The sequence below is a fragment of the Devosia litorisediminis genome, from assembly GCF_018334155.1.
GTDB classification, from domain to species: Bacteria; Pseudomonadota; Alphaproteobacteria; order Rhizobiales; family Devosiaceae; genus Devosia; species Devosia litorisediminis.
In genome coordinates this window covers 2,658,951-2,671,820 of sequence record NZ_JAGXTP010000001.1, presented here as the reverse complement: position 1 = coordinate 2,671,820, position 12,870 = coordinate 2,658,951, and the positions used below count along the sequence as shown (strand labels likewise).

Genomic DNA, 12,870 nt, shown 5'->3' with positions numbered 1-12,870 from the left:
CTGCCAAAAACGTATGATCTCATTACGATGTCGAAAAAGAATAAAAGAAGCCCTCACTGGAAACAGTGAGGGCTTCTTGCGTTCAAAAAACCAAAATAACAAACAAAACAAACGCCAAGGGCTGCCGACACTGGTCGCTTTTAGAAAGGTCATGCGCTGCCTGTGTCTGAAGGTGGCGGCCCGCTGGACGGACTGCTCTAAGCTCAGGCAACTGCCAGCGGCAGGTCAATCCAGAACGTGGCGCCCTCGCCGGGCGTGCTGTCGAAGCCGATCTGACCACCCATCTGCAGGATGATCTCGCGACTGATATGCAGTCCCAGCCCGCTACCGTATTTGGAGCGGGTGGCCGAGGAGTCCGCCTGGGTAAATTTGCCAAAGATCAGCGGCGCAAAAGCGGTTGAAATGCCCTGTCCGTAATCGCGGACGGCAACGCGGCACATTGTGTCGCCCGCCGTGACGGTAACGTCCACCTGCTCACCAGCAGGCGAAAACTTGGCCGCATTGGAGAGCAGATTACTCATGACCTGCTGCAGGCGCGCCGGATCGACCATCACTTCGACCGACAGCTCTTCGGCATTGGTGTTGATGCTCACCCCGAAGCGGTCTGCATAGGGCTGGTTGTTTTCAAGCGCCATCCCAATAATCGGGCCCAACGCCTCCGAGCGGAGGTCAAACGCCATCTTGCCCGAGGCAATTTTGTCGATGTCGAGCATGTCGTTGACCAGCAGGATCAGCCGCTCGCTGTTCTTGTTGGCAATGTCGACCAGCTTGACAGCCTGCGGCGACAGATCGTTGGCCATGGTCCCGGCCAGCAGGCCAAGCGCTCCCCGGATCGAGGTGACGGGTGTACGCAATTCATGACTAACCGTCGAGATCAGCTCGTTCTTGACCCGCTCGACTTCGCGGCGCTCGGTGATGTCCTGTATCTGGGCTACCAGGTATTTAGTGCTGCCATCGGGATTGCGTACGGCGGCAGCGCTCAACTGTGCCCAGACCGATTGTCCGTCGCGACACAGATAGCGCTTTTCGGCCGTGTGCGTGTCAATTTCCCCCGACAGCAATTGTTGAACCACTTGCTCGCTGGCCACCCTGTCATCGGGGTGGGTGACGGCAATGAAGTCCAGACCGAGCAGTTGTTCCTCCGTATAGCCCAGCAATTGCGTCAGCGCCTGATTAACCCGGACCCAGCGCCCCCCGGGGTCAAGCACCGTCATACCGATGCTGGCATGCTCCATGGCAACGCGGAAGGTCTCCTCACTGGTGCGCAGGGCTTCTTCTGCCGCTTTGCGGTCGGTAATGTCTTCTACCACGCCGAGATAACCGGTGATCTGCTCATCGGTATCGCGCAGTTGGGTGACACTCAGCCGGACGGGGAAGCGACGTCCGTCCTTGGCGATATAGGTCCAGCCTCGCGTCTCAGATCCAGTGCGATCGGCTTGGGCAATAAACGTGGCAAAGCCAGGTTCTATAGCGGTTTCTAGTTCTGCATTGATCTGCTCGGTACGCTCAACAACCTCGCTCACATCGTGCCAGAGCCCCGGTGTGTGTTTGCCAATGACGTCTTCGGCGCGATAGCCGAGGGCAGCCTCCGCTGCCGCGTTGAACATGGTCACGGTACCGTCTGGCTTTGTGGCAATGACCATGTAACTGGTGCTGGACAATACCGCGGACTGTAGCGCGTTGGATTCCTGCTCGGCCTGGTCGCGCTGCTTGAGCGCAGTGACATCAGTGATCATCGAGTAGAACCCGCGCACCGTGCCATCGGGCCCGTGATCGGGCAGATATTCGATCCAGGCGTGGCGCGTTTCCCCGGTGGGGATCACCACGGTGCGCTCGAAGCTCTGTCGCTCGCCGCCCAGGGCAGCGACCACGTATGGCTGGTTACGCGCGAAGAGTTCTTCGCCGGCGACTTGTGCCATGGTCATGCCCACCAGCTCGGCAGGCGCATAGGGGGTCCATTCCTGGTAGGCCTGATTGGCGAAGCGGCAACATAGATCGCGATCCCAATAGCCGATCAGGCCCGGAACACTGTCGGCCAGCATGCGATAGCGCTCTTCGCTGGCTTCCAGGTCGGCCTGAGCCTGGCGCGCCTCGGTGACGTCGCGCAGGACGCCGAATATGCCCGTTGGCTGTCCGGCATTGTCAAACTCGCACAAACCATAGGCTTCGACATAACGCACGCCCTGATGCTCGCTCGGTGCCAGTCGCTTTTCAAACGCGAAGGGTTGCTTGCTGTCCATCGCCTCAGTGATGGCGGCGCGCACAGCCTCGCGGTCGTCCGCGTGATAATAATTGATGGCCTTTTCAAGATCGAGGGGCGCCGCGTCGGCGGGATCCCGCCCATGGATCGAATAGACCACCGGCGACCAGAACACCTCGCCGGTGGCCAGTTGGGCGTGCCAATGCCCTACCCGGGCAAGCTTCTCGGCGAGGTCGAGATATTCCTGCTGTCTCTCAAGCTTGGCCCGTGCCTCGAACTGCTCGCGGGCGTAAGCGCGTCGTCCCTTGACCGGGGTGAGCGAGAAGCAATGCAGGTTTTCGCCATCGCCGCCGTCGATCTGCACTGCGCCAAGCAATACGGGAAGTTTCGATCCATCCGCTGTGACGATATCAAGCTCGATCTCTTCGACCGCGCCCAACAGATGCAGCGGCGGCACAACCTGTGAGCCATAGATGTATTGCGACGGCCTGGTCAGTAGTTCCTTGAACTGTCGCGCCGGCGGTATCTTGCCATCCTGCCAGCCGACCAGCCGAGCAAATGCCCGGTTGAATTTCTGCACGAAGCCCTGCCGATGGCACAGCACCATGGCTGCTGGCGCCAACTCGAACAGATCCAGCGCTGACCCTTTGTCAGTCAACGTTCCGGGGACTTCGGGACCCATCCGGCGGGCCCTACTGCGCCAGGTAATCAAGAATGGCTTTTGACACCAGGGGGGCTGAACTGATGTGAGGGCAATGCCCCTGCGCCCGCAGTAGCACCATCTGCGCATTGGGCATGTTCTGGGCCATATACGTCCCCACACTTACCGGAGCGATCGTATCGTCATCGCTCTGCAGAATCAGCGTGGGTGTATTCACATCAACCAGATCGGCCCGGTGGTCAGACAGGAATGTCGCCCTGGCGAATTGCTTGGCAATTTGCGGATCAGTCCGACAGAAGCTAGCTTCGAGTTCCTCGGCGAGCGCGGGGCGATCCGGGTTGCCCATGATGATGGGGGCCATCTGGCTGGACCAGCCTTCGTGGTTGAGCTGGAGAAATTCGAGCATGTCGTCGATATCCGACCGGTCGAAGCCGCCGACATAGTCGCCATCATTGATAAAGCTTGGTGAGGGGCCGACCATCACCAGTTTCTCGAATAGTTCCGGGCGTTTCTTGGCGGCCAGAAGCGCAATGGTGCCGCTAATGCTGTGCCCCACCACAACGACAGGGCCGAGCGCCAACTCGTCACAAATCGCGATCAGATCATCAGCATAGCCTTGCAGGCGGTTATATTTGTCCTTGTCATAGGCGCTCAGATCCGACCGGCCGGCGCCGATCTGATCGTACAGAACGACCTTGTGGGCCTCTTCGAAAAAGGGCGTCATCAGACGCCACATATTCTGGTCACACCCATACCCGTGCAGAAAAACCATCGGTTTGGTACCCCGTCCGCTAACAGTGACGGCGTGTCGATCAATCAGCGACATTGCGTGTCCTTTCCTAGGGCAGCGCAACTTCTACGGCGCCGGACACCTGCTCAGCGTGCCCGTTGCTTGGCCCCGAGCCTACTGTAGCACCGACCAATGAATATATTCCTTACCCGAACTAAAGAATCGTGGGGGGTTGGAAGATCCGCGCTTAAGTGCTCGCGGCAGACGAACTCATCCGCTTTGCGAAGCGCACGCTGCACTCAGTCGTAAAGGCCTAATCCACCCAGGCCATGCTGGGGTCCACTGTCGCGCAGTAAAGCGCGGCGCTGACATGGGCCTGTTCGACCACGCGGCGGATCAGATCGCGTTCGCTGATCGCCTGATAAGTGCCGATAATGGGCATGGCGGGAAAATGCTTGGTCACCCGGATCGGGTGCAACAGTCCCATCTTGAGCTCGCGCTTGATGGTGACGCTGGGAATGGCGCCGACGCCAAAGCCGTCAATGAGCAGATTGATGATCGAGTATAGCGAATTGGAGCTCGTCAGCTTGCTGGCCAGCACCTGCTCGTCCTGGAAATAGGGCGCGATCATCCGGTAGGGCGGGGTGTCCTTGGGGAAGGTGATGATGGGCAGGCTCGCCAGATCATCGACGCTATAGGTGCGGTCCGGATTGATGATCTTGGGCGATCCCGCCCATGTCATCTGCAGCACGCAGGACGTGAAGCTGCGGAAATTGTCGCCAATGGCCGGATCGAGCGCAAAGATCACATCGAACTCGCCCTTGTTCATCCCGTCGATCAGGCTTTTGGTGCCTTCAACCGTCAGCTCGATCTTCAGCGTTGGCGCCGCTTCGTGCAACGCTTCGACAAAGGGCGTCATCCAGGTCGAGGACACCGAGTCGATTGCCCCGATCCGCACCACCTTGGGCGCCAGACTGGCCTCGTCGGTCAGTTCATGCTTGAGCCCGTCATAGGCACTCAGGATCGACTGGAAGGTTTCCAGCACACGCTGTCCGCTGGGGGTCAGCGAGAAATTGCGTCCGGTGCGGTGCATGAGACGGCAGCCAAACTCCTCCTCCATCGCCGCAAGACGAATGGAAATTGCTGGCTGCGTCGTATGCAGTTCTTCGGCGGCACGGCCAAAATGGCGGTGCCGCGCCAAGGCGACAAAGGTGGTCATGTCGAGGATGCGCATGGCGCTTCCTCTATCAGATTTACCCATCCATGCGCGCCTTTTTCCGCGTGCTAGGACGCAACCATGATGTGACGTACCTGCGTGTAGTCCATCAGAGACTGCATGGAGAGATCGGAACCATAGCCCGAATTCTTCATGCCCCCATGCGGCATTTCAGTGGCGAACACGCCATGGGTATTCACCCAGGTAATGCCGTATTGCAGCGCATTGGCGATATTCATCGCCTGCACACCGTCGCGCGACCACACCGACGAAGCCAGGCCGTATTCGGAGGCATTGGCCCATTCCAGCGCCGTGGCTGGTTCGTCGAATGCGGTGATGGTCAGCACCGGTCCAAACACTTCCTTCTGCACGATTTCAGCCTCGATCGGCGCCGCTACCAGCGTTGGCTGGTAGTAATAACCCGGTTGATCCGGTGTCGCGCCGCCAGCCACGATATCAGCGCCATCGGCGCGCGCCCGCTCAACAAAGCCGGCGACCCGGTCGCGCTGCGATCCGGTGATCAAGGGGCCGAATTCGACGTCGTCGCGCTCGGGCGCGCCATAGACCAGCGAGCCGATCATGCCTGAGAGCCTGTCGGTCACCTCCTGGGCAATCGATTGGTCGACAAAGATCCGGCAGGCCGCCGTGCAGTCCTGTCCGGCATTGTAGAAGCTGGCCTCGCGCAGCGTCTCCACCAGCGTGTCGATATCGGCATCGGCACACACGATCAGCGGGGCCTTGCCACCCAGTTCAAGATGGGTGCGCTTGATGCTCTCTCCGGCGGCTGCCTTGAGCACGGCGCGTCCGGTACGCACATCGCCTGTCAGCGAGATCATGCGCACCAGCGGATGGGTGATCAGTGTCTGGCCCACTTCAGGGCCGTCACCACACACCACATTGACCACGCCCGGCGGCAGGAATTCGGCCAGGATCGACGCCAGAAACAACAGGCTCAGCGGAGTGTTTTCCGATGGCTTGATCACCACGGCATTGCCGGCGGCGACGGCTGGCGCGATTTTCCAGGCGGCCATCAGCAGTGGATAATTCCACGGGGCGATCGAGGCAATCACGCCCAGCGGATCGCGGCGCATCATGCTGGTGTGCCGGCTCGAGCGGAAACCGTTCGCTGCTGTGCCCGGTACATTGCGCACCGCGGTGCCGAAGAACCGGAACACGTCGGCTACATTGGCCAGTTCGCCCGCCTGCACATAGCGCCAGGGCTTGCCGGCATTGACCGATTCCACATCGGCCAGACTGTGCGAGCGCGCCTCAATAGCGTCGGCAATGCGCAGCAGCGCCAGACTGCGCTCCTTGGGCGTGGTCTGGCTCCATTTCGCAAAGGCTGCATGGGCGCTGGTGACAGCCGCATCGACCTGGGCGTGGTCCGCCGACGCTACTTCAGCGAGCACCTTGCCGGTCGCGGGTTCATGGCTCGCCAATGCCGGGCCCTGGCCCTGGACATAGTCGCCATTGATAAAAAGGCGTGTTTCAAAACTCATGATGCAAATTCCGATACAGGGGTCAGTCGGCGATCACGCGGATGCGTGCCGGATCAATGGTCAGCGCAATTTCCTGGCCATTGGCGAAGTCGAGATCATTGGCGGTCAGGGCGCGCAGCGGATGGCCCGCCAGTGTCATGACGTAGCGATTGCGCGCGCCCAGGAACACGCGGGTGCGCACCTTGGCCTTGGGGCCGGTGCCCTCTGCGCTCAGTGTCAGGTCTTCCTGTCGCAGCGCCAGGGTGGCCTTGCCGCGGATGGGCTCGTTGGGATCGAGCACCAGCATCTGACCGTCCTCAAGCTTGGCAACCGGGCCCTTCGGGCCATCGGTGATTTCGGCGGGTACCAGATTGGCCGAACCGATGAAGTTTGAGGCAAAGCTGGTGGCGGGCTGGTTGTAAATTTCGTCTGGCGTGCCCTGTTGTTCCACCCGCCCCGCATTGAGCAGAACGATCCGATCCGACAGACTCAACGCCTCTTCCTGATCATGGGTCACAAAGATCGTCGTCAGCCCCAGCCGCTGATGGATTTCGATCAGTTCCACCTGCATGTCTTCGCGCAGCCGGGCGTCAAGATTGCTCAATGGTTCATCGAGCAACAGCACCTTAGGCTGGGAGACGATGGCACGCGCCAGCGCCACACGCTGCTGCTGCCCGCCCGAGAGCTGGCGCGGCTTGCGTTCGCCCAGATGGCCCAACTGCACGGTTTCGAGTGCGGCGGCGACTTTTTCCTGCTGCTCCTCGCGGCTGCCAATGCCGCGCATGCGCAGCGGGAAACGCACGTTCTCGCTCACGCTGAGATGCGGCAGCAACGCATAGGATTGAAACATCATGGAGATGTCGCGCTGTTCGGGCGGCAGGGTCGTGACGTCGCGGCCATCGATTTCGATGCCCCCAGCGGTGACGCTTTCCAGCCCGGCGACCATGCGCAGCAGTGTGGTCTTGCCACAGCCAGAGGCGCCCAGCAGCGAGATGAACTCACCCGAGGCAATATCGAGCGAGATGCCGTGCAACACCTGGGTCTTGGCGAAGGATTTGCGGATATTGGTCAGTCGAACATTGGCCATGGGTCAGGCACTCGCAAAACGGGTGAGGCCCAGCATCCTGTCGATCACGAAGATCAGCACAATGGTCAAGGCAATCATGATGGTGGACACGGCGGCCACCGATGGGTCGGGCGAAAACTCGAGCTGGCCGTAGATCTGCACGGGCAGGGTAGTCAGCGTTGGCCCCCGCAGGAACAGCGACAGCACGGCTTCATCAAACGAGATGTTGAAGGCGAAGAACGCCCCCGCGGCCAGCCCCGGAATACACTGGGGCACCACCACGAACCACAGCCGCTGCAGACGGTTCGCACCCATGGTGCGTGCGGCTTCTTCGAGATAGGGGTCGGATTCCGCGAGCACGGCCAGCGTGGTGCGTACTACATAGGGCAGGGCAATCGCCGTATGGCTGAGCGCCAACGTCAGCGGCGTGACCGGTCCGAACACCGAGCTCCAGAACATCAGCATGCCGATGGCGTAGATGATGGTGGGCAGCACCAGCGGCGACAGGAATACTGTGGCCAGCACATCCGAGAACGGCAATTGCCGGCGATGGATAGCGATGGCCGCCGCGCCGCCAATGGCGGTAGCCATCAGGGTGACCAGCAAGGCGATCTGGATGCTGATCCAGGCTGCGTTGAGATAGGCGTTGGACGACAACACTTCCTGATACCAGCGCAGGCTCAGCCCATTGGGCGGGAACGCGATGAACTGACTTTCCGATACGGACACCCCGATCACCACGATCAGCGGCGCCAGCAGGATAAGCGCGGTCAGCGCGACGAAGACAATGCCGACAATATGCAGCCAGCCCGGAACAGCCCTAACCATGCTTGGCTCCCGTGAGTTTGATATAGGGCACCAGCACCAGCAGGATGCCAACGAACAGGATGACGGCCTGCGCCGCCGCAAAGGGCCAGTCGGGCGTCGCCGTCACAGACTTGTAAATCGAGGCGGCCAGCACCTGAATGCGCGTGCCACCGAGCAGGTTGGGCGTGACGAACGAGCTGGCCGATAGCGTAAAGCAAAGCAGCGACCCGGCAACAATACCGGGCAGGGCCAGCGGCAGCACTACCGTGCGGATCGTCTGCAGGAAGGAGCATCCCATGGTGCGCGCGGCCTCTTCGAGCCTACCGTCAATGCGGGTGAGGACGCCCAGAATGGACAGTGTCATGAATGGCAGCAGCACTTGCACCATGCCGATCACGATGGCGGCCTCAGTCTGCATCAGCGCAAAGGTGCGGCCCACCAGGCCCATATCACGCAACATTTCGGGGATCATCCCGCTGCGGCTGAGCAGGACCATCCAGCCAAAAGTGCGCACCACCACACTGGTCATCAGCGGCAGGATCACAATCACCACCAGCCACAGCCGTAGCTTGGGACCAACCTTGGTCATGATATAGGCCAACGGAAAACCGATCAGCGCGCAGATCACGGTGATCAGCAGCGACAGTCTCACCGTGCGCCACAGAATATTGAGATAGTAAGGGTCGGACAGGAAACGCACGAAATGCGCCAGAGTAGGGCCTTCAGGGCCCGAAATGCTCAGCAGCAACATCTGGGCGATCGGCAGGAAGAAGGCGAGCCCCAGCAGCAGAATTCCGGGCAAGGCCAGCAGCAGGTTCTCTGTGCGGTCGTTCATGCGTTGCGTCTTCCTTGCTCCACGCAGCCCGGCGAAATCGGGCATTCCATCTATGTGTAGACTTCATGGCGCGTGAGTCGAACAATGAGATTGCGCCCATTTTTGTCCAGGTCGCCGCCAAGCCAAAGATTGCTGAAAAAGGTGGCCTCTCCATCTTGGGCTGGAGAGGCCTGCAGTCCGGGCGGCAAAGGAGTGGCGCGTCCGGACCGCTATCATGGTCTCCCTGGGGGAGGTCGTTTCTGCCCTGTTCTGACTGCGCCCAGGGGCAAGTTGGAACAGAGCAGAGCCTTGCAGATCGACCGCCTTAGCGAGCGATAGTCTTGTTCCACTCTTCAACCCAGGCGGTGCGATTGGCTTCGATCACGGCGGGATCAAAGCGGATCAGACCGGCAACCCCTTCTTCGCCATAGGCGACGTCGGCAGCGACTTCAGCGCTCAGTTCGGCCTTGGAGTTGGTGGGCGAGTAGCGCAGTGCCTCGGCAAAGCATTCCTGTGCCTCTGGCGAGATCGACATGTCGACGAACTTCAGCGCCAGATCGGTGTTGGGACGACCGGCCACGACATTGGTGGTGATGTAGCTGGCTGGTGTACCTTCAGCGCCCTGTGCGAAACCCGACGGCAGGCCGGCCTTGCGCAGCGTGAACGCATAATCCGAAGCGTAAGGGGCAATCCACGCGTCATTCTGCGCGAATTCCTGCTGGATTTCGGGCGAGGTCGACACGATCAGCGCGCCCGCTTCAAGCAGCTTGGCAACCGCATCAAGGCCGGGCTGGATGTTGTTCAGATCGCCGCCCTGCGACTGGTTCAGCATCAGGAAGCCGAGCATGCCATAGCCATTGGAGATGTCGGTGAGAACCAGATGTTCGCTGTATTCGGGGTTGAGCAGATCGGCCCACTGGGTCGGCGCTGGCGAGACAGCGTCGGTGTTGTAGATCAGGCCGATCGCCGCAATCGAATAGGCCGGACCTTCACCCTTGGCCAGATTGGCCTTTGCGAAGTCATACACGTCTGCTGCATTGGTCAGGCTTGCCGCATCGATTGGTGCCAGCAGCCCCTCAGCTGCGCCGACGATTTCCTGGCCACCAGAGAAATGGATCACGTCAAACTGCGGCGCATCCTTCTGGGCGCGCAACTGGGCAAAGGCATCTGCCGAGTAAGCGGTGACCACATTGACGCTCACACCAGTCTCTTCTTCGAACGGGGTGATGATGCAGGCGCGATGGGCCGTCTCATAGGCCCCACCGAACGAGTTGATCGTGAAGGTGGTGTCCTGCGCGAAGGCGGTGGTGCTGAGCAGAGCCGAAAGGCTCAGAACGGTTGTACCGAGAATAGCTTTCATTGGTCGTCTCCCTTGCTGAATTGATTGCGACAGCGCCAGTACTGCGTGTGTCCGGCGCTGGAGTGGACCTCATCCCGAGTCTGTCGAGGGACGAGGTCGTGGCATTGTGGCCCGAAGACGCAACCGGTGACGCAACAGCCGTCACGTGGTCAATTTGGGCCAGTGTCTCTACAGGCGGCCCAGCTCAACGGTCTTGGCGCCCTCGATACGGATCAGGCGGCACTGCTCCGCCACGGCATCCAGATTTTCGGTCATCTTGCCGAAATAGGTGCAGGGAATCCAACCCGTGGGGCCAAAGGTGCGGCCGCCGACGCCATAGAACATGCCGATTTCCCAGAACTCGCTGGGATCAATCTTGAAGAAGTTCTTGGGCTGATAGAACCACAGCAGTTCGCCCGGCTCGGGCAGCACTGTCTGGTTTTCCGGTGGCAGGGCGGTTGGATCGAAATTGCGGTGGGTCTCAGGCAGGCCCATCATGATTTCGGGACCCGAGAAGATGGCGTGGGTCGCATCCCACTGGATCGGCGTTTCCAGCGCGTTCCACAGGGCTTCACAGGTCTTGGGCGCGTTATCCCAATAAAGCGTGATGATACCCTGAACGTTGGCTTCGACGAATTTGAGATAGAATTTCTTGTCGGTCATGGATCGCCATAAGTTGGTTTGCTCCAACAATCAAAGGCCTTCCAGCGCCGCTGTCCAATTCCTATTCAAAATTCAGCCTATAATGAATTCTTATCGCGCCGTGGCGTCGCGCGTGATTTCGCCCAGCGCCTGCCAGAATGCCAGATCGTGAAACCGGGTCTCTGGTTGCCACTCCGGATGCCATTGCACCGCCAGGATTTTCGTCGGTCCCTCGACCGAGGAAACTGCTTCCACTACGCCATCTTTAGCACGCGCGTTGACCACCAGTCCCGCGCCCAGTGCCCCGATCGTCTGGAAGTGAACGCTGTTGATGGTGAGCGTCGGCTCGTCAGTAATGGCGGCCAGGGGCGTGTCCGCCACCACGTCGATCGGGTGGCTGTGTCCAAACATCTGCTCAAGCGACGCATCGTCTGGGGCGTGGTGCGGTAATTCAGGTGGCTCTGCGCCATCCCGCTGGTCCACCAGTGTACCGCCCAGAGCCACATTGATTTCCTGCAGTCCCCGGCAAATCCCGAACACCGGTTTGCCCGCAGCCACCGCTGCCTTGATCAGCAAGGCCGACATCGTATCACGCCCCGGATCGTATGGCGCACGCCCGCTCGCGGCGCCATAATGGTGCGGTTCAATATTCGAGTTGCTGCCGGTCAGCAGAATGGCGTCAAGCCGCGCGAGCATTGCGTCCGCATCGTCTCGCGTTGTGATGGCAGGACAGATCAGGGGAACCGCATCAGCATGCTTGGCGAGGGCATCCACATAGCGGGTTTTGACGATATAGGCGTCTTCGCCCTCGACGGTGCGGGTGCAGGAAATGACCCCGATAACGGGTTTGCGGGTGCTGGGCATGACGGGACGCGTGTTGTTGACAAAAGGCCCCTTTAAAGTCGGGTTGCTCCCCTGTCGCGTCAAGCCGGACAATTGTCAAAAACGCTCTGGACAGCCGTGCTGCGCGGCCCACAATCATGCGCGCTCGCGTACGTGCGCAACGCTCACTCGCGCGGCAGGTTGTCCTCGAGCCAACGCTCGAACCGGGTCAGCGTAGGGTCACCCAGACGCTGCGGTGCCGCCACCAGATAATAGCCACCCAGCCGCACTTTGCTGTCGAGGATTTCCACCAGCCGGCCATTGTCGATCTCGCTGCCAGCCGTCAGTCGGGTCACCAGCGCAATACCCTGACCCGCCAGTGCGGCGTCAAAGCCCAGATTGGCATCCCACAGGCGCGGCCCGCGCAATTGCGCGCTCAGCCGGGTGCCCATCGCCTCAAACCAGTCCGTCCATTGCTGGCGGCTTTCCTCGTGGATCAGGGGGGCCTGTGCCAAGGCTGAAAGATCCGCTGGTGCGCCATTGCGGGCAATCCATGCCGGACTGGCAACCGGAAACATGCGCGGCAGGATCAGCCGTCGGGCGCCAGTCGGCAGATCATCAAACCGGCCGAACCCGATCATCAGATCGGCTTCGTGTGCGGCAAAGTCGGGCAGGCGATCAATCGCCCGCAGACTGATCTCCACCGATCCCATTGCCGCTTCGATATCCGATAGACGCGGCGTCAACCAGCGTGTGGCCAGTCCCGGCATGCACCAGATACGCAGACCGGCGCGCGGCGAGGCGGGGCGCAGTTCGGCCGTGGTGTTGGCAATAATCCGGAAGGCTCGGGTAACCGACGCGACCAGCGTTTCACCCGCTGCTGTCAGCACCACCCCGCGCGGCGTCGCCGTCACCAGTTTCTGGTCCATCCAGTGTTCGAGATTGCGCACATGGCGGCTCACCACCGTATGGCTGACGCCAATATCGTCCGCCGCCTTGCGCATGCTGCCCATTCGCGCCACCGCTTCGAAGGCGCGCAGCATGATCAATGGGGGGAGGTTGGGTCCGTCAGCACTCATGAGTGGAAGCTTTAAT

At 60.6% G+C, this 12,870-nt stretch carries 11 protein-coding genes; all 11 read right to left on the bottom strand.

The genetic code is table 11. The features are described 5' to 3' along the window. Positions 1 to 203 precede the first annotated feature (203 nt). Positions 204 to 2,858: a PAS domain S-box protein gene (locus KD146_RS12780; protein ID WP_212659035.1), complete on the bottom strand. Its 2,655-nt coding sequence runs from the start codon at positions 2,856 to 2,858 to the stop codon at positions 204 to 206. 34 nt (positions 2,859 to 2,892) lie between these two features. After that, complete coding sequence (locus KD146_RS12775) at positions 2,893 to 3,687, bottom strand: alpha/beta fold hydrolase (protein WP_212659034.1); 795 nt, start codon at positions 3,685 to 3,687, stop codon at positions 2,893 to 2,895. 217 nt (positions 3,688 to 3,904) lie between these two features. Beyond that, a complete protein-coding gene (locus KD146_RS12770; protein ID WP_212659033.1) occupies positions 3,905 to 4,825 on the bottom strand; it encodes a LysR family transcriptional regulator in 921 nt (306 codons plus the stop codon). Between the two features lie 50 nt (positions 4,826 to 4,875). Next, entirely contained in the window at positions 4,876 to 6,306 is a 1,431-nt protein-coding gene (locus KD146_RS12765; RefSeq protein ID WP_249327669.1) for an aminobutyraldehyde dehydrogenase, read from the bottom strand. A 22-nt stretch (positions 6,307 to 6,328) separates the two neighbouring features. Beyond that, the gene (locus tag KD146_RS12760; protein ID WP_212659032.1) at positions 6,329 to 7,372 is read right to left on the bottom strand and encodes an ABC transporter ATP-binding protein; all 1,044 of its coding nucleotides are present in this window, start codon (positions 7,370 to 7,372) and stop codon (positions 6,329 to 6,331) included. Positions 7,373 to 7,375: 3 nt separating this feature from the next. Then, complete coding sequence (locus KD146_RS12755; protein ID WP_212659031.1) at positions 7,376 to 8,179, bottom strand: ABC transporter permease; 804 nt, start codon at positions 8,177 to 8,179, stop codon at positions 7,376 to 7,378. Then, positions 8,172 to 8,993, bottom strand: a complete 822-nt coding sequence (locus tag KD146_RS12750) for an ABC transporter permease (protein ID WP_212659030.1) — start codon at positions 8,991 to 8,993, stop codon at positions 8,172 to 8,174. Before KD146_RS12750 ends, KD146_RS12755 begins: the two co-directional genes overlap by 8 nt. A 304-nt stretch (positions 8,994 to 9,297) precedes the next feature. Further along, positions 9,298 to 10,332 (bottom strand): ABC transporter substrate-binding protein, encoded by a 1,035-nt coding sequence (locus KD146_RS12745; protein ID WP_212659029.1) that lies wholly within the window; start codon positions 10,330 to 10,332, stop codon positions 9,298 to 9,300. A gap of 168 nt (positions 10,333 to 10,500) precedes the next feature. Continuing rightward, positions 10,501 to 10,974 carry a DUF3830 family protein gene (locus KD146_RS12740; RefSeq protein ID WP_212659028.1) on the bottom strand — a complete coding sequence of 158 codons (474 nt, stop codon included), beginning with the start codon at positions 10,972 to 10,974 and terminating at the stop codon, positions 10,501 to 10,503. 90 nt (positions 10,975 to 11,064) lie between these two features. Continuing rightward, complete coding sequence (locus KD146_RS12735; protein ID WP_212659027.1) at positions 11,065 to 11,817, bottom strand: gamma-glutamyl-gamma-aminobutyrate hydrolase family protein; 753 nt, start codon at positions 11,815 to 11,817, stop codon at positions 11,065 to 11,067. Between the two features lie 143 nt (positions 11,818 to 11,960). Next, the gene (locus KD146_RS12730; protein ID WP_249327668.1) at positions 11,961 to 12,854 is read right to left on the bottom strand and encodes a LysR substrate-binding domain-containing protein; all 894 of its coding nucleotides are present in this window, start codon (positions 12,852 to 12,854) and stop codon (positions 11,961 to 11,963) included. Positions 12,855 to 12,870 lie beyond the last annotated feature (16 nt).